The 19,264-nt window shown below is 39.1% G+C and carries 14 protein-coding genes; 1 reads left to right on the forward strand and 13 read right to left on the reverse strand.

Annotated features, from left to right (window positions below):
* Positions 1-26: 26 nt before the first annotated feature.
* The 4 genes from KI375_RS09950 to KI375_RS09965 form a co-directional block, all read right to left on the reverse strand.
* Positions 27-2,174 (reverse strand): glycoside hydrolase family 3 N-terminal domain-containing protein, encoded by a 2,148-nt coding sequence (locus KI375_RS09950; protein WP_212973347.1) that lies wholly within the window; start codon positions 2,172-2,174, stop codon positions 27-29.
* Between the two features lie 265 nt (positions 2,175-2,439).
* Positions 2,440-3,261: a carbohydrate ABC transporter permease gene (locus tag KI375_RS09955; protein WP_212973348.1), complete on the reverse strand. Its 822-nt coding sequence runs from the start codon at positions 3,259-3,261 to the stop codon at positions 2,440-2,442.
* A gap of 10 nt (positions 3,262-3,271) precedes the next feature.
* On the reverse strand, positions 3,272-4,159 hold the full coding sequence (locus KI375_RS09960; protein WP_207450140.1) for a carbohydrate ABC transporter permease: 888 nt from the start codon (positions 4,157-4,159) through the stop codon (positions 3,272-3,274).
* A 153-nt stretch (positions 4,160-4,312) separates the two neighbouring features.
* Positions 4,313-5,557: a sugar ABC transporter substrate-binding protein gene (locus KI375_RS09965; RefSeq protein ID WP_212973349.1), complete on the reverse strand. Its 1,245-nt coding sequence runs from the start codon at positions 5,555-5,557 to the stop codon at positions 4,313-4,315.
* Between the two features lie 491 nt (positions 5,558-6,048).
* Between KI375_RS09965 and KI375_RS09970 the strand changes: the two genes are divergently transcribed.
* Entirely contained in the window at positions 6,049-7,029 is a 981-nt protein-coding gene (locus tag KI375_RS09970; RefSeq protein WP_212973350.1) for a LacI family DNA-binding transcriptional regulator, read from the forward strand.
* Between the two features lie 603 nt (positions 7,030-7,632).
* On the opposite strand, the gene KI375_RS09975 is transcribed toward KI375_RS09970, so the two are convergent.
* The 9 genes from KI375_RS09975 to iolG form a co-directional block, all read right to left on the reverse strand.
* Entirely contained in the window at positions 7,633-8,649 is a 1,017-nt protein-coding gene (locus KI375_RS09975; RefSeq protein ID WP_212973351.1) for a LacI family DNA-binding transcriptional regulator, read from the reverse strand.
* 744 nt (positions 8,650-9,393) lie between these two features.
* Positions 9,394-10,287: a myo-inosose-2 dehydratase gene (gene iolE / locus KI375_RS09980; RefSeq protein ID WP_212973352.1), complete on the reverse strand. Its 894-nt coding sequence runs from the start codon at positions 10,285-10,287 to the stop codon at positions 9,394-9,396.
* 21 nt (positions 10,288-10,308) lie between these two features.
* Complete coding sequence (gene iolD, locus KI375_RS09985; protein WP_212973353.1) at positions 10,309-12,234, reverse strand: 3D-(3,5/4)-trihydroxycyclohexane-1,2-dione acylhydrolase (decyclizing); 1,926 nt, start codon at positions 12,232-12,234, stop codon at positions 10,309-10,311.
* A 226-nt stretch (positions 12,235-12,460) separates the two neighbouring features.
* Positions 12,461-13,651 (reverse strand): RNA-guided endonuclease InsQ/TnpB family protein, encoded by a 1,191-nt coding sequence (locus tag KI375_RS09990; protein ID WP_212973354.1) that lies wholly within the window; start codon positions 13,649-13,651, stop codon positions 12,461-12,463.
* A 314-nt stretch (positions 13,652-13,965) separates the two neighbouring features.
* Positions 13,966-15,426, reverse strand: coding sequence for a CoA-acylating methylmalonate-semialdehyde dehydrogenase (locus KI375_RS09995; protein ID WP_212973355.1), 1,461 nt, complete (start codon positions 15,424-15,426; stop codon positions 13,966-13,968).
* 11 nt (positions 15,427-15,437) lie between these two features.
* Positions 15,438-16,304: a class II fructose-bisphosphate aldolase gene (locus tag KI375_RS10000; RefSeq protein ID WP_212973356.1), complete on the reverse strand. Its 867-nt coding sequence runs from the start codon at positions 16,302-16,304 to the stop codon at positions 15,438-15,440.
* 12 nt (positions 16,305-16,316) lie between these two features.
* Positions 16,317-17,312 carry a 5-dehydro-2-deoxygluconokinase gene (iolC, locus tag KI375_RS10005; RefSeq protein WP_212973357.1) on the reverse strand — a complete coding sequence of 332 codons (996 nt, stop codon included), beginning with the start codon at positions 17,310-17,312 and terminating at the stop codon, positions 16,317-16,319.
* A 22-nt stretch (positions 17,313-17,334) separates the two neighbouring features.
* Positions 17,335-18,150, reverse strand: coding sequence for a 5-deoxy-glucuronate isomerase (gene iolB, locus KI375_RS10010; RefSeq protein WP_212973358.1), 816 nt, complete (start codon positions 18,148-18,150; stop codon positions 17,335-17,337).
* 40 nt (positions 18,151-18,190) lie between these two features.
* Complete coding sequence (iolG, locus tag KI375_RS10015) at positions 18,191-19,216, reverse strand: inositol 2-dehydrogenase (protein ID WP_212973359.1); 1,026 nt, start codon at positions 19,214-19,216, stop codon at positions 18,191-18,193.
* Between the last annotated feature and the right edge of the window lie 48 nt (positions 19,217-19,264).

Raw genomic sequence — 19,264 nt, forward strand, 5'->3', positions numbered from 1 at the left:
CCTCCTAAGGAGAAGGAATAGATTCCTTACTTAAAATAGAACGACTGCCTTAAAACATCTGAACTATTTCCTCCAACAAACACGATAAATTCTCCAGTATCACTTTTATATTCTAGGTTTGCATGGTGATAGCGTAGCATCTCTTCTGTAATGGAGAAGCTCACCTGTTTGGTTTGATTGGCAGGAATAAATACTTTTTGAAAAGCTTTTAGTTCTTTTACCGGACGTACTACCTCTCCAACCAGATCACGAATATACAGCTGGACTATTTCTTCCCCTGAATAATCGCTGTGGTTTTTCACACGAATTTGCACATCAATCGATCCACCTGGTGCAAGTTCGTTTGCCGATAATCGTAGAGATTCATATTGAAAGTCGGCATAGCTTAATCCAAAGCCAAATGGATATAGTGGCTCATTTGGAGTATCAATATATTTGGAGTAAAATCGCTCTGTACTGCCTTCAGGTAGAGGGCGACCTGTACTATACGCATTATAATACACGGGAATTTGCCCCGTTGTTCGTGGAAAAGACATAGTTAGTTTTCCCGAGGGATTCACTTGCCCAAATAATAGATTAGCTATGGCTGCTCCTCCCTCTGAACCGGGATGCCATGCCTCTAGGATCCCATCCGCTAACGCCTCTACTTCCGTCAAATCAAGAGGACGCCCATTAAACAACACGACGGTAATCGGTTTTCCAATCTTCTTTAATTCCCTTAATAATTCCAATTGATTTTCAGGCAATGTGATACTGGATCGACTTCTTCCTTCGCCAATTCGATCGCTGCCTTCTCCAAGTGCGAGAAGAATGTGAGTAGCATCTTTTGCTATTTTTATGGCTTCAGTATGTGCCTCTTCGCTCCTTTCATACATAGGACAACCTAACGCATATTCATAGTTTGCAGTATGTTTAGCAATTCCTCCCTTTAAAGTTACAGCCTCTTCCTTTTTACCAAAAATAGACCATTCTCCAAGAATATCTCGATTATCAGCATAAGGGCCGATCAATGCAATCTTTTCATTGCGAAGGGGCAGGACATCATTATTTTTTAACAACACACAACTTTTCTCAGCCGCTACCCGAGCAATTTCTCTATGTTGCGGACAAGATAAGTATTCATTTTGCTTCTGAATACTGGCGTTTCTGTGCGGATTTTCAAAAAGGCCTAATTTATTCTTCAAGTTAAGAATTCGTAATACCGCTTCATCAAGCAGTTCTTCGGGAACTTTCCCATCTTCAATCTGTTTCTTAAGGCCATGTTCATAGCACAAGCTCATCATCTCAATATCCACTCCTGCATAAATTGCCTTTTGGGCAGCCTCTTTCCGATCTGCCGCAACTCCATGAGGGATGAGCTCTTCAACAGCCCCGTAATCTGAAATCAGCACACCTGCAAAATTAAATTCATCCCGCAAAATATCTCTCATCAATTTTTGATTTCCAGAGGCCGGGATCGAATCAATGGTATTAAAAGCCGTCATAACTAATTCACACCCAGCTTCTAATGCCGCTTGAAAAGCTGGTAGATAGTTTTCTCTTAATTCACGTTCGGATAAATCTACCTTATTATAATCACGGCCGCCTTCTACGGCGCCATAGCCAACAAAATGCTTCACACAGGCTGCCACTCTATTTAAATCAGCTTGTAAATTCTCCCCTTGAAATCCGCGAACACTTGCCTTTGCGAATTCTTCATTTAGAAAGGAATCCTCTCCTGTTGACTCCATCACTCGTCCCCATCTAGGATCTCGTACCAAATCAACCATCGGTGCAAAAGTCACATGTATTCCTGCACTTGAAGCCTCCTTAGCACTAACCGCTTGAGATTGCTCCACGAGCTTCGGATCCCATGAGGCTCCTAGTCCCAACGGGATCGGAAATATCGTACGGAAGCCATTAATGACATCTGCCATAAAAAGCAGGGGGATTTTTAATCGACTTTGTGCTAAATAACGCTCCTGAATCTCTCTGTTCCTTTCTGCCCCCGCACTTCCTAGAACAGAGCCACTGCGATTAACGGACTTAGTACTGACCTGTAAATCATCGGGACCTGTCACCGGATCCTTATTATCATTTGTTGCATAAAAGTGACCAGCAAATTGCATAAGCTGACCGATTTTTTCATCTATCGTCATATTCGATAAAAGCTTCTCAAGCTTCCGCTGTTCCATCGATTATCTCTCCTAGCATTTATGTTCAATTTTTTATGTTTTGAGAGTGAATGTGGATATCTGTTTTGATTGTAAAACACCTTTAACCATAGTCCCATTCAGCAAGTATTTATTATTTTATCCCGCATTAACTGGCTGTAAGACCCCCACTTCAAGAATTTGTGGAAAAACCTAGAATTGTAAGTGAGGGATCAACAGCCAGTAAAAGCCCGATTTGTTCAACTAACAATCAGTCGGAGATGAAGGCCCCCCACTGATTGAAGTTTCACTTTATCCCCGATACATTGAAACCTTCGATAAGATGTTTCTGGAAGATGGTGAAAACTATTAAGATCGGAATTACCATGACCGCTGAGCCTGCCATCTGTAAACCATAATTCGTTGCATTTTGATCTTGTAAGAGTGATAAACCAACAGATAAGGTATATAAAGATTCATCATTGGCGATAATCAAAGGCCAGAGAAAACTATTCCATGCACCAATAAAGGTTAAAATCACTTGCACTGCAAGAATCGGCTTAGATAATGGGATAATCAATCGTAGGAAAATGTAAAATTCCCCAGCCCCATCCAATCTTGCAGCTTCAATCAAATCATCAGGGATCGTCGTCATAAACTGTCTGATTAGAAAAATATTAAATGCCGAGATCAGACCTGGTAACACGATACCAGTCATCGAGTTTGTTAGTCCCATTTCATTCAGAATTAAATAAGTTGGGATCATCGTAATTTGTCCCGGTAACATCATCGTGATAAGCACGAGGATAAACCATGTTTCTTTACCCCGAAACTGAAACTTACCAAACCCGTACCCTGCCATTGTATTCAGTAGCAAACCAAACATGGACCAAGCAACGATGATTAATGTGTTAATTAGATAAGCATCAAAATTAAGATTTTGAAATAATTCAATAAAATTTTGGATCGTTGGATTTTCCGGAATAATGGTCGGTGGAATTCTTAGTACCTCACTACTATCTTTAAAGGAACTGAGCATCATCCAAATAAACGGCAATGCAACGAGGATACTACCAATAAAAAGAACAATCGTTACCAAAGCTTTTTCAGCATTATTCTTTAGCTGCATGATTGTCACCTCACCTTTTTTGTTCTATTTTTCTAATTTTAAATTGAATAAGAGTTACCACAATAATAATTGCAAATAGGACAAATGAACCGGCAGCACCGTATCCAAATTCATTATATTGGAACCCTTCTTGGTAGATAAATAAGGCCATAGAATTGGTACTATTCAGCGGACCTCCTTCTGTCATCACAAACGGCTCTTCAAAAAATTGGAACCAGCCGATCATTGTGGTTATGACAACAAAAAAGGTTGCAAAACTAACGGAAGGAAGGGTAATTTTCGTTAATTTCTGCCATCTATTCGCTCCATCAATATCTGCCGCTTCGTAATACATTTTGGGTATCGACTGTAATGCTGCTAAAAAGATCAACATACTGACGCCATTACTTTTCCATACTGCTAGCAAAATGAGTGATAATTTAGCAATTTGGGTGCTTTCTAACCATGGAACTGCACCAATATCAAAAAGAGAAAGAATATAGTTGAATAAACCGTATTCATTGTTGTAAAGAAATCCCCAGATTACTGCAACTGCAACAATATTTGTAACGGACGGCATGTAAAACACTACCCGAAAAAAAGATGATAACCAATTACTCACAAGATTTAAGAGAAAAGCAATAACGAACGAACTCCCGACCGCCAGTGGCACTCCTATGATCACGTAAAATAATGTATTATAAATAGCTTGCAGGAATTCTTCGTCTTTGAATAATTCAATATAGTTTTCGAAACCCGTAAAATTAATTTGGGACCAATCAGCGAGCCCAAGTAAATCCATATCTGTAAAACTAATTCCAGCGGCAACAATAATCGGAAAAAAGGAAAAAACGATCAATAAAAGGACAGCTGGCATAATGAAAAAGAAAGGTATCATCTTCATTTTTAGTTTATTCATCTCGTCCCCTCCTTTAAAATTATTCTTCTAAGGCATCACCGTGTATATGCCCCAGACCTTTATCCCTGTGCAACCGTCCGTAAGACCTCCACTTAGATTCTAATAAATCTAAGTGGAGACAACGAATGCTAATATCCCATAAATTTGCCTTTATTAATCTTTAAGAATTTTTTCTACTTTTTGATGCAAATCGTTCAGTGCTTTATCGATATCTTCTCCACCCCGAGCGACTTTCTCGATCATTTTCGTAATTTCTTGTGCTATTTTATCGCTTCCATGCATCGTAGGTGATGCTTCAACTGATTCCAGTTGTTCACCAAATACAGAAAACATAGGATCTTCAGCTAAGAGAGGATCCTCCCAAGCCTCTTTTCTAGATGGAAGTTCATTTTTTTCTTTATACCAAGCAAGTTGCGTTTCTGGATCAGACAACCAGTTAATAAAGTCGAGTGCTTGATCAACATTATCTGAGTTTTTGAAAATGGTTATTTGCGAGCCACCAATTATCGATCGATTTGTGCCACCATCGGGCATTAAACGGACATCCCATTTTCCATCAAGGTCAGGTGCACCCTCTTCAATCGTTTTGATATCCCAAGGTCCGCTAAAGAACATCGGTTTTGACCCATCTTCAAAAGCTTGGACCATTTCCTTGCCTTTTTCGATTTGAGAATACTTATTCTCATAGAAAGTTTTATACAGTTCTACCGTCTTTTTGAATTCTGGTTTTGTAAAATTGTCGGCTCCCATATCGGGGTCATAATCCCATCCCTGTTCCCAAGCAAAGGGATATATTAGGTTTATATCCTTTGGAGGTAAATCAACAGCATATTTCCCTTTATCACTGGCCACAAGCTGTTTGGCAGCATCCTCCAGATCATCCCATGTTTCGGGCCCGTCGGGATAACCGACATCGCTTAATAAGTCTTTTCGATAAAAAAGTACTCGTGTATCAACATGCCAAGGTATACCATATGTTTTTCCATCAAACACGCTTGCTTCCAGCGCACCATCGTAAAAGTCATCTGCTGCTAGATTAGGATATTCATCCAGATAATCCGTTAAATCAACAAATGTGTTGGCATCGACAAATTCATGCATCCACGTTGTACCCATTAATATGATATCCGGACCTTTTCCGGAAGCCACAGCAGTCAATAATTTATCATGCCCACTGTCCCAAGGTATCCCTTGTATTTGGACATCGACACCCGTTTCCTCTTCATACGGTCCAATGATCTCATTCCAACCAGAGTCACCCATTTGCCATACTTTTAAGGTTTTACTGGATTTTCCCCCTTCTTTATCACTGGAATCTTGATTACCACCGCATGCACCAAGAATCAGGATCGCACACAGCATTATCATCGTGAAAAGCTTTATATTCATCTTTTTCATCTCTATCACACCTCTTTTTTAGTATTCTAATTTTCTTAAAGTCTTCCCACAGCTCCAATGGACATCATGCTGTTATTAAACTTGAAACAAATGAATCTATCATTAAAATGAAACAATAGATTCACAATCCCTTTCTTTATTAATAGCAAATTTAGCCCCCTTTTCTAAAAAAACTGCTGAAACGTTTCTACAAAAGATTATAAAACACATCGAAAGCGATTTCAAATATTTTTTTAATCTTATTATGACAACGTAAATTGTTAGCACTCATATACCCTGCTTATTATTTGCTGAAACGTTTCTCTATAAAATATAGGCATTTTTAATAAATTAGGGTATAATCATTTTATAACCTATTTGAATATATAGAGTTTTAGTCAAATTTAAGTGAAACGTTTCTATCTGTCATCTACTAAACAATATCAAAACAAATAGAATTTGTTTATAATTAAAATACAGATTGCTTTAGCACGTTAAGGAGAATCAATTTTATGGTGAACATTAAAGATATAGCACAAAAAGCGGGGGTCTCTATTTCGACGGTATCTTATGCGCTCAACGGAAATACAAGAGTCTCTGAACAGACGCGATCAAGAATTTTAGCGATCGCCAACGACCTCAATTATATTCCCAATGCTGCGGGGCGGAATTTAAAAAAGAAGGAAACAAATGTGATCGGAGCTTTTATTAACGATTTCACGGCTCCTATATTTGGTCAAATTCTTCAAGGAATGCGGGAAGCGTTAAACGCTCATAATTATGAATTGGTTGTTTGTAGCGGTATAAAATCGCATCGATTTATCCCTGAGCGAATGTTCGATGGTGCTGTCATCTTAGATATTTCATTTTCAAATGAAAAAATAATGGACTATGCTAGTAGAGGACACAAAATGGTCGTGTTAGATCGAGATTTAGATCACCCAAACATACACCCCGTTCTGCTCAATAATCAACAAGGGGCAAAATTAGCGATTGAGCATTTAATTCAAAAAGGTCATCAAAAGCTTTATATGGTAAAGGGACCTGAAAATAATTTTGATAATAGAAAGCGTCTCCAATCTGCCAGACAAGTGGTAAGCAACTATTTACATGTCGACTACACTGAGATTAGTGGGGCTTTTGTAAAGGAAAGTGGCAAACGAGCTGCACAACAGATCATTCAAGAATACAGGCAACCTGTCGCTGTCTTTTGTTTTAACGATGAAATGGCGATTGGCATGTACCATGAGTTTCTTAAGACGGATTTGCGTATTGGAGAACATGTCCATATTATTGGTTTTGACAATATTGAACTTTCCCAATACATCCAACCGACATTAACAACCATTGGTTACTCTCGTCAACAATGGGGGCAGGTAGCAGCCGAGCAATTATTGAACATGATAAAAGAGCAACCTATAGAAGAAAGCCTTATTGATGTGAATTTAGTCGAAGGAAACTCGGTAGGAGAAGGATCACTGCACCCAAGCTGAATGAACAAAAGCGCAAGCGCCCGTATAGCGACGTACAAACTTTTTAAGCTTCTGACGAGATAAAGGATACACGGCGAAGTATGAGCCGATGTTGACTTATCGTAGGAAGAAGCTGAAAGTTTGCTAGTTGCTGGGCGCTGAAGCTAGACGACAAAACTCAAAATTACAACTTATCCACAAGCTATAATTTTATAATTCCTTAAGCATAAAACTCCGCAGCAGTTAGAACCTAAAACTGGAAATCTTTGCGAATTTCATAACGTCAAGTTCCAAACCAATTCATTGCCCTACTTAGCAAAAGACTCATTCAAAGACCTTATAAGGATTACCCTTTATAAGGCTTTAAATCGTTTACGAATATAGTTTTGGGAATGTGTAAAAACGCTTCAACAGCGTCGAGTTGTTTTCTAGCGGAATGAAGCAGATATTATGGAGTACAAAGCAATAAAGTGAAAGGATATCTAAAGGAAATGAGGCAAAAATAAGTTTATTGACTTTCCATTCGACATTATTTAATTTGTTGTTATATGTTTCTTCATGGATTAGTCTAAATTGATACTGTTCTCACTTCCTTATAATTAATAGAAACGTCCCTTGTTTCTTTTAAATTTTATTTACTAGTAAATTCGCAGTAGTCCCTCTGACAATTAATTCCGGAACAAATAAAATTCTTTCTTTACTTTTGGTACTGTTGTCTGTTTCAATTTCTTCTATTAAAATGTCCACAATCTTGTTTCCCATATCACGCATTGGTTGAGCTATCGTAGTGAGTTCAGGGACAGTAGTAGTTGCAAGTATAGTATTATCAAAACCAATGATAGACAGATCTTCTGGTACAAGTACTCCCACTTCTCTTGCACCTTTAATTGCTCCGATCGCAATCAAGTCATTCACAGCAAATACTGCTGTCGGAGGATTGTCACAATCCAGTAGTTGAAGAATACCTTTTCTGCCATTTTCTATGGAAGCAGTTGTATTAATCACATTCTTTTTCTCCACCTGAATCCCTTCCATTTCAAGCGCCTCTAGACAACCATAAACCCTCATTTTACTTGACTGAACTTTCTCACCAATAATCCCAATATTCGTATGACCATTTTCAAACAAGAAAGATGCTGCCATATAGCCACCTTTAAAATCATCAACAGATACAACTGAAACATTCAGAATAGGATCATCTTGAGCTAAAAGAGCTAAAGGTGTACCATTTCTCTGCATTTGCTGGACTAATGTCCTATTCTGGAAACCCGAGGTAACAATTATTCCGTCCACTTGTTTCCTTTGTAATAATTCTATATATTTTACCTCTTTCTTTTCGTTGTAGTTCGTACTACACATAATGACACTTTTTCCTCGTTCATGTGCTCGATCTTCGATTGTACGTGCGATTTCTGAGAAAAAGGGATTAGAAATATCAGGAACTAATAAGCCGATTGTTTCAGTCTTTTTCCCAGTTAGGGCTGAAGCAACAAAACTTGGTTGATAATTTAGTTTTTCCATTGCCTGCAGAACCTTTTCTCGTGTCATTTTTCCTATTCTTCCAGTATTGTTAATTACCTTGGAAACGGTCGCAATGGAAACACCCGCTTCTTCTGCTACATCATAAATAGTTATTTTCACCTTAAAGCCTCATTTCTTTTGTTATAACTGTTACGTATTAGAGGATGTTCAAAAAGTCTGGTAAAAATGACACTGCGAATTTCTTCGCTGCTCATGTATTAGGATAAGGAACTTCTACTAAAACCGCCCACGACCTGCGGGCAACGTAGAAGTCAGCACATCCTGTGCAAGTCCGCTGCTCGAAACCGCCTTTCGACGCACAGGATGTGCTAGTGTCGGCGTTGCTGACAGGACGTCAGCGCTTTTAGCCGACTTGGTCCTTTTTGAACACGCACTATTATTAAAATTAGTACATTTTTCAAATTTTTCTCGTTAGAATTTATAGCAGGTATCATTCTATAATCAAAGCGAGGCACTTGCCATCCCTACAATTTCATTCGAAATAAAAAGAACAGCATGCCGAATAGAGAACCATTCTCCGCTTCCTTATACCTTTTGGTTCAGATCTTAACTGATATCGCTTCTTATAGATTTTTACTAAGTATATGTAGATATCTTAGATTGACTCATCTAAAAACCCATTATGTATCTCTTGTTCACCTTTTCAATTGGTACTACCCCAATGTCAACTCTATCGGCTAATGACAGATTTCATGGGAAGGCCTCTTTCTTTTAAGTACCGCTTAACAGGGCGTACTTTTAGAATAGAATGCCTTCCTATTTTTTACAAGTATTATTTATCAAGCGAAATTTTACACATAGGCCATATATCGAGTTTGCATATATTTTAAAGCTAATTGTGTATTATACACCAGCTTTTTCGGCTATATAAGTCCTAGCCATCTTAGCATATTCAAATGGATTTGCTTTTGCAGGATCTTGTTCTGCTTCTACCAACATCCATCCTTTGTAATCCGAATTCGCAAGCACTTGAAAAACTGGTGTAAAATCAAATGCACCATCACCAGGAACCGTGAATACTCCCAACTTTACTGCGGCAAGAAAACAAAGATGTTCTTCGCGTGTTTTTTTTGCAATATCTGAACGAACATCCTTTAAATGCACATGTTTAATGCGGGGAAGATGATGTTTCAATACTTCTACTGGATCTTCACCTGACAAATAAAGATGACCTGTATCGTATAAAAGACTAATGAGTTCTGGATCCGTCTGTTCCATCAATCGATTAATTTCTTCTGTTGTTTGTACACCAGTTCCCATATGATGATGAAATACGATATCCATCCCTTTTTCCTTGGCTAAACGACCTAATTCATGTAAACCACTGACTAGTTTCGTCCAGTCATCATCAGTAAAAACAGGTTTGTTTTCGAACAAGGGTAAATCCTCTTTCTGTATACTATGTCCTTGTTCAGAGACGACAATGACTTTGGCACCCATCTCGGCAAGAAAATTACGGTGGAGTATAAATTCTTGTTTTACTTGTTCCAACGGTTGGGTTGTTAAAAAGGCACTAAACCACGCGCTAGCAATTTCTATATTTCTTAGTGCTAATGCCTTTTTCAATTTATCCGCATCCCTAGGGTATTTAGTTCCCACCTCCGTCCCGCTAAATCCAGCTAGTGCCATCTCGCTAATGCATTGCTCAAACGTATTTTCACTTCCAAGTTCTGGTAAATCATCATTAGTCCAACCAATTGGAGCAATTCCCAATTTCACTGCATCTTGTTTAAACATGTGTATTCATCCTTCCCACTATCAGTATTTACGTGCCTTATTTAATTGCGCTACATTTTCTTCATACGCACTTGCAATTGCTTCCTTTTTCGACACTTGCGCAACACCGACATTCCACCATGAGTCATAGCCATCTGTCATCGTTTTTGGCAACACTTTAATATCAATTAATGTCGACACCGATTGTTTCTTAGAGTCCATAATCGCCTCACGTAGTTCTGATAGATTTCTAACTGAATATGTTTTCGCGCCATAGCCTGCAGCACTTTGGGCAAAGTTGAGTGGAATTACTGGGCCAGTAAGTTGATTTGTTTCAGGATCTCTCTTTCTAAATTCGGTTCCAAAGCTCCCCATTCCATTGCCCATTTGCAAATTATTGATGCAACCAAAACCAGCATTATCAAATAACACCACATTTATTTTTTTATTTTCTTGAATACTCGTGACTAGTTCGGAATGAAGCATGAGATAACTTCCATCCCCAACCATGGCGTATACTTCTTGATCAGGTGCAGCAAGTTTAGCTCCTAACGCCCCAGCAATTTCATATCCCATACAAGAATATCCATATTCCATGTGATATGTATTTGGCCTATGGCTTACCCACATCCGTTGCAGGTCCCCCGGTAAACTACCAGATGATCCAACTACAATCGCATTAGGATCAATTAATGTATTAAGCTCACCGATCACAGCTGTTTGCGTTAATGAAGAGCCAAATGTGTTTTTATATTCCTCCAATTCCTCATCCAAATGCCCAGCAATCTCCGGTTTATAATCACTAGTTTCATAGTTTGTTTGGTACAGTCTTTCTAATTCTTTGCACCACTCTTCTTTCACATCAGTGATCTCTGTATCGTACCCTGCTTGGTAATGAATCTCATCTAATTTTAGCATTAACTGGGCTAACCCTTCTTTTGCATCTGCCACAATTTTCACAGCATCCAGTTTGTTGGCATGGTAATTAGATATATTAATCGCTATATATTCCACCGATTCATTTTGGAATAAATATTTAGAAGATGTCGTAAAATCGGTAAACCTGGTTCCCACTCCGATAATCAAATCTGCCGTAGCCGCTATTTTATTAGCCGCTAAATTTCCAGTGACACCGATTCCGCCAAGATTCAACTCATGATCGCCCTCAATTGCACTCTTCCCAGCTTGTGTTTCCGCAATCGGAATCCGGTATTTCTCAGCAAATGCTTTTAATGTTGCGCCTGCTTCCGAATAGCGAACGCCGCCACCACAGATGATTAAAGGCTTTTTCTTCGATTTAATTACTTCAACTGCATCTTGTAACTGACTTTCTGATGAGGGTCTACGCTCAAATCGGTGCACACGTTTTTTGAAAAAGTAATCAGGATAATCATACGCTTCACCCTGCACATCTTGTGGTAAGGCAATCGTGACAGCACCAGCATTACCTTGGTCTGTTAAAACGAGCATGGCGTTAATCATCGCAGACATCAATTGTTCCGGACGACTAACCCGATCCCAATATTTACTTACAGGGCGGAAAGCGTCATTTGTTGTAATACTTGCATCATAAGTTTGTTCGATTTGTTGCAGGACTGGATCTGGTTGACGAGTCGCAAACGTATCACCTAGTAACAATAACAATGGAATATTATTGGCTGTAGCTGTTGCAGCAGCAGTGACCATATTTGCCGAACCCGGGCCAACCGATGATGTACAAGCAATCAATTGTTTATGATGGTTTTGCTTGGCAAATGCAGTAGCAACATGCGCCATCCCCTGTTCGTTTCTGCCTTGGTATACTTCGAGGTCGCCACTATCTTCTTCTAGTGCTTGCCCCATTCCGAGTACATTACCATGACCAAAAATCGAAAAAATCCCTTTAAAAAGCTTCGTTTGTTTTTCATCAACCTCGACATATTGTTGATTTAAAAACTTTATTAACGCTTGAGCTGTTGTTAATTTCATCCTATCACCTCATAAAGAGCTAGTTATATGAACCTCCCGCCACTTAAAACAATCCGTTTTTGAAGTGGGGGTTTCCTAACAAATTAATGGAAGCGCTCCAACAAAGAAAGTGGGTGACACTCTCTTTTTACGAACTCTCGTAGGAGTCGTTTTCATTCACTACATTAGGCAACTACTTATCTAAAGATAAGCGGGGTCGGAACTGACCATCTACTACTTCCTGCCATTAGGCAATCCGTAGATACTTTGTACTTTTCAGGCTGAAATCAAGCACTTTGATTTCTCCGTAAAATGTTTTGGCAAAGAAATTGGATGCACCGTGAATATCGCGATGGTTCGAATATCCGCAAGTACATGCATAATTTCTCGAAGATACTTTTCGCTTCTTCGAACAACAAGGACATTGTTGCGTTGTATAGCTTTCATCATATTTGTTGATTGACATTCCTGTTGCCCCTAGTTTATAAGTAAGGTAGGCATAGACTTTTCCAAAAGACCAATTGGATAGTTTCTGATTTGTTGTCCTACGACGAACCCCTTTTCTTTTACGACGATGAGATGTGTTGCGTTGAACCCCGTCTACATGGCCAAAAGCTACTTCTTTTACTTCATTTTCAATGCACCAATCGACAAATTGCTTCGTTGTTTTGTGAAGGGCATCTTGAAGTTGTCGATTGCTTTTCGAGAGAACATAGCGTTTCGCTCGATTGTATTTTTTCCACTGTCTCGAGCCTTTTGTGCACTTACTCATTTTTCGTTGCAGTTCTGCCAGCTTTTTATTACGTAACCGATGAATGGAACGGATTTTACGACCTATGATGAGGACATTTTCACCATTCTCCGCGACGGCCGCTATCGTATGAACCTCTCCAACATCAATAGCTGAACGGTTCACAAAGGAATTTCCTTTCACTTCTTGTCCATCTTCATAAGCAATGGACAATTGCAGTTGTCGGTCAAAAATCAGTTCGATTTCTTTAATTGGGCCTTTTGGTAATTCTTTTATCCAAAGAATAAGTGGTGTTTGTCTTTTGCCTTCAAAGTCACCCATTGATAATTGGATTTTCCCATTTTCAAAGAATTTGAAACCGTTGTTGGCCCACTTCGTATTGAAATGTTTTTTTCGTTTGTACGGATATTTATTTTTATATCCCGCTTTTCTAGCTTTTAATGCCGCATCACGTGCAAACAGATATTTATGGCAAACAGCCTGTACGGATTGAGAATGAAGCGGGAAAATCCCCTTTGTCCCTTTCTGTAACGCACTCTTGGTGATCCACTTCCCCGTTTTCAAATGGGCCTCTTTCGCAAGTTCTAGACATCGGTTCCAAACTTCCCCCGAAATCCGGTTACACTGGAACAGATGGTCAATGGTTTCTTTGCTGGCCCGGAACGGCGTCTTCATACAACGAATCATTTCTATCCCTCCATATGATGATACACTTTTATTATACCACATATAGAAACAAGCGTTCGTTAAGTAATAAAAAAATATGAGCAAGCATTCATCTCCCACCTACATCTTTCAGGTGTTGAGGAAGGAGACTTCTGCCTAAGACCGTTAAATAGAGTCAGATAGGACGATGCCCTATCCGGCTCGCTAAAGTGAAATTTCAATCAGTTTGGAATTCTTGCTCTTCCGACTAATTGTTAATTGCACAAATTGAAGGGTTAGTCTTCGTATACTTTTTTAGAAGCAGTCCTACGGATGGTTATAGAAGAAAAACATGATTATACCCAACGTCCAGTAACTACTTTTTTCCTTGTATAGAAATTAACTCCATCCTTACCATTGGCATGCAAATCACCATAGAAGGAATTCTTCCAACCGGAGAATGGGAAGAAAGCCATTGGCGCTGGTACACCAATATTGACACCCAGCATACCTGCATCCACTGTTTCACGAAATTGCCTTACACTTCCACCATCTTTTGTAAAAATACAAGCACCATTGGCGAATGTTGATTGGTTTGCCATTTCCACTCCTTCATCCAAATTTTTCACACGTGCTATCGATAACACTGGGGCAAAGATTTCATCCTGCCAGATCTTCATTTCTTTTGTCACATTGTCAAAAATAGTTGGCCCAACAAAATACCCTTTGTTTTGGGCAACCTGATCAATACGGCCATCACGTACCAGTTTCGCGCCTTCTTGTTCCCCTGTTGCAATATAGTCTAATGTTCTTTGTTTATGTTGATCACGAATAACTGGTCCTAAAAAGACATTTTCATCTAAACCGTTACCAATTTGAATTTCATTAGCTTTGTCAATGAGCATGTCGATAAAATCATCTGCAATATCCTCTTCGACAGCTACTACAGAACAGGCCATACACCGCTCACCAGCAGAACCAAATGCCGCACTTATAATTTGACTTACTGCGTTTTCCAAATTGGCGTCATGCAATACAATCGAGTGATTTTTCGCCCCAGCAAGCGCTTGAACTCTTTTCAAATTATCTGTTCCTCTTTTATACACATATTCAGCAACAGGCTGAGAGCCAACGAAAGAGATGGCTTTTACGTCTTTATGGTCGAGCAAGCCATTAACTACTTCATGAGCACCATGCACAATATTAAATACACCTTTCGGTAATCCAGCTTGTTCCAACAGTTCTGCTAATCGATTGGCAAGCAACGGCGTGCGTTCCGATGGCTTTAAGACAAACGTATTTCCCATCGCAATCGCCATTGGGAACATCCAGCAAGGAACCATCATTGGGAAGTTAAATGGAGTAATCCCACCAACTACTCCGATTGGATATCGATATTCCCCCGATTCCAAGCCGGTTGCAATCGAGGGCAATTGTGAACCCATCATTAGGGTTGGTGCACCAGCAGCAAACTCTACACATTCGATTCCGCGAAGCACTTCCCCTTTCGCTTCTGTAAAGTTTTTTCCATTTTCAACTGTGATTAACTCTGCTAACTCATCCCAGTGATCGACTAATAATTGCTGATATTTAAATAGTATTCTTGCACGCTTCGGTACTGCTGTTTCACTCCATGCTTTGAACGCTTTTTGAGCAACATCCACTGCGTGATCTAAATCTTCTTTGATAGAAATAGGCACTCGGGCAATCACTTCACCTGTTGCAGGATTATATACTTCCTCAGTCTTTGTCGTGAGAGAATTGACCCATTCGCCGGCAACATAGTTTTTTAGTGCTTTCATTGCAGTATCTTTCATCTTATTGCCTCCTATTTATTTTTAAACACCAATTTATCAGAAAAATAGTTTTCTAAGTTTAATAATCTCATCTTTTTTAATGCCTCTTGCTTAACCGCTTCGATTGGTGCTTCGAACAACTTAAGACGGTCAAATATATCTGGATTTGCTACTATTTCATACTTCAGAGCTTTCCCAAAAGCCATCCGAATTGCTGTTCCGATATTGACCTTTCCAAATTGTGTATATGGAAGCTTACGCAATTCATCATCCGGAATGCCGGTCGAGCCATGCATCACCAATGGAACATTTACGAGCGACTCAATTTGTTCAATTCGATCAAATTGTAACGATGCCACCTGCTGTTCCATTCGGTGAACTGTTCCAACCGCAACGGCTAATGCATCCACATTCGTTTGCTTTGCAAAAGCTGCTGCCTCTTCAGGATCTGTCAACGCACCCTTCATTCCAGCTTGATCACTATACCCAACCGAGCCAATTTCGGCTTCAACTGGAATGCCAAACCCATGCGCTAACTCAACAATTTTTTTGGTACTTCTAACATTTTCTTCAAATGGCAGTAACGATCCATCGTACATCACCGAACTGTACCCAACGTCAATCGCTTGAGCAACAGTCTGATAATCTTTACCATGGTCTAGGTGAACAACAACTGGAACAGATGCTTCCTCAGCAAGCCCTATCAGCATCTTTCCTAAAATAGTGATGGGTATAAACTCAATCGCTACTTTATTCGTTGCAAGAATCACTGGAGCATTAATTTCTTCTGCTGCAGCAATCACTGCTATTGCATCTTCATAACCAAATACATTAAATGCAGGAATCGCATAATTATGTGTTAACGTATCTTTTAATACCTCATTAAGCTTTGCTAACAATCCTCTCCCTCCTTAGTATCTCTCCGCCGATTTTATGAAATCTTCAATCTCACTTACAGTCGGCATCGCATCGGAACAGCTATGCTTAGAAATAACAATTGCTGCCGAGGCACTTCCAAATTCCATTGCTCTTGGAATATCCCAATGGTTCATTAATCCGTAAATAAATGCAGATGCATAAGAGTCACCAGCACCAAATGTCTTTAGCACCTTCGTTTTAAATGTCCCACCTATATGCTTTGACCCATCTTTAGAATAGGTAATCGAACCAGCACCACCGTGTTTAATTACAACAATTTCCGCTTGGTAATTAAACCATTTTTGTGCAGTCAGATGATCATCAGAGTTGTGATCGGATTCAAATTGCTCCATCATATCAAACTCTTCACGTGTACCGATGATAACATCACTTTTTTCCGCTACTAAATTATAGTAGGTTGCTGTCTCTTTATCCGAAGCCCATGTATATGGACGATAATCGAGATCAAAAACAACAACTACATCATGTTTTCTTGAATAATCTAATGCTAAAAATACCGCTTCCCTCGAAGGGCTAGCAGCGAGTGCTGTACCGGAAACTAGCAGCACTTTCGATTGTTTAATGTAGTCTTCAGATACATCGTCAGTCGTTAATTTTAAATCAGCCACATTGTCTCGATACATTAGTATACTGCATTCTTCCGGACTTATAATCTCTGTAAATGCAAGCCCTGTCATAGCCCCTGTGTTATCAATCGCAATATTGGATGTATCAATATTGTCATCCTCAAGGTAGTTCGTAATAAATTTTCCCATTTGATCATCTGAAACTTTTCCGATAAAACCAGTTTTTAACCCTAATCTTGAAGCACCAATCGTAATATTCGCCGGAGAGCCACCAACATATTTGGTAAATGACATTGTTTCCTCCATTGGACGATTGAACTCATTGGCATTCAAATCAATGCAAAGCCTACCAATACCGATTAGATCTATCGGTCTTCCTTGTTTAAAATTTAATTGATACATGGTTTACCTCCTTCTACAATGATTACTTTTTCATGACTCCCTGAAATAGCCACTCATGAGCGGGTTCATTATGAAACTTCCACGTACGAACAGGGCCTGCCATTACATTCAAATAATACGATTCATAACCTGGTACACAGGAGACCGGATGATATCCTTCTGGGACGAGAACGACATTGCGATTCTCTATACTCATCGTTTCGTTTAAGCTGCGGTCATCATTATATACACGTTGAAATACAAAACCTTGTCTTGGATTTACTTCATGATAATACGTCTCTTCCAAATAAGACTCATACGGCAAGTTGTTTTGATCATGTTTATGTGGTGGATAACTGGATGTATTACCATCAGGTGTAAACACTTCAACAACGAGCAAACTATCTGCATTCTCTTCCTCTGGTAAAATATTATGGACTTTTCTCGACATCTTCCCGTGCCCACGATCTTCCACCCCAATATCATCCGGTGAAATGAATCGAGTTTTGTGGTTGCCATCTCCAGGTGCTGTACAAACGGCTAATTCTAGATCAGTGTTGGCGGTTACAAAAAAATTGTCACCAGCTGCAACATAAACAGAGTATGGTGGAATCTTTTCAAACACACTCATTCGTTTCCCAATATCTTCAAATATTTGCTCAGAAGTTTTTACTGTAGCTTTTCCAGATAAAAGAACTAAACACGCTTCCTTGTCAAAGGTTTCTTTTGAAAGGGTTTCTCCCTTTTTTAAGGAATACACTTCAAAACCAACGTATTCCCATCCTGCTGATTCTGGTGTGACAGAAAGAATCTTTCCTTCATGATCTCTTTCTGTTGGTTTAACAATTAATTTTGACATCGAATACCTCCTAAGTAATATTTGTAGTATAGTTTAACGCTTATAATTGCAATTCCTTAAATAGATTTGCTAATTCTACGGTTCTATTTTCCTTCCAAGAAATTCTTGCTGCAGTTGCTAGCAATTGGGCTTTAAATCCATCGTCAATAGTAGATAGGATAGGTAGATCCTCAAGAACAGCTGCTACAAAAGAATTAATTTCTTCGATAAATGCATCATTGTATCTCTCAAGAAAGAAATATTTAGGGTTATCAGAAACAACCGCCTCTTTTGTGCTAATCGTGACATTCGTAGGTTTCTCGTTTCCAACGGTCACCACGCCCTTATTACCAAAAACTTCAATTCGTTGGTCATATCCATAGGCAGCTTGCCTGCTATTATCAATAACACCTAGTGTTCCATCCTCAAACGTTACTATGATCACCGCCGTATCTACATCATCATTTCTTACAAACTTTTCATCAATCAGTGAGGAGGCTTTTACCGTAATATCCTTTATTTCTTTTGAAGCCAAATAGCGAATCATATCAAAATCATGAATCGTCATGTCCATAAACATTCCGCCTGATTTTTTAATGTAGCTTTCTGGAGGTGTTTCCGGGTCACGAGAAGTAATTTTAACCAGATGGGCATTACCAATCTTCCCATCACGCACAGCTTCACATGCAGCTTTGTAGTGCTTATCATACCGCCTGTTAAAGCCAATCTGGAATTTAACTCCCGAAGCTTTTACTACTTCTAATGTCTCTTTTGTTTCCTCTACATTCAGACTTATCGGCTTTTCACAGAAGATATGCTTTTTCGAGCAAGCCGCTTTTTTAATAAAATCAACATGAGTGTCTGTACTTGAGCAAATAAACACAGCATCTATTTCAGGATCATTAAAAATATCCTCCGGGTTTTGTGTAATGATTGGAACGTCCTGTGCAAAATTACTTTCGCTTAGATGGTCAATATAAAGGTCCGCTATCGCTTTTAATACTATCTTGTTAGATTTTAAAGCATTTGTTACATGCAATTGTCCGATTCTTCCTGCCCCAATAATACCTATCGTTAATTTTTTCACAGCCATTCTCCTTAGAGGTTAGTTTGATACAAAGCGCTTATCTATTAT

The sequence above is a fragment of the Bacillus sp. J14TS2 genome (genome assembly GCF_018333015.1).
In the GTDB taxonomy this organism is placed as follows: Bacteria; Bacillota; Bacilli; order Bacillales; family Bacillaceae_C; genus Lederbergia.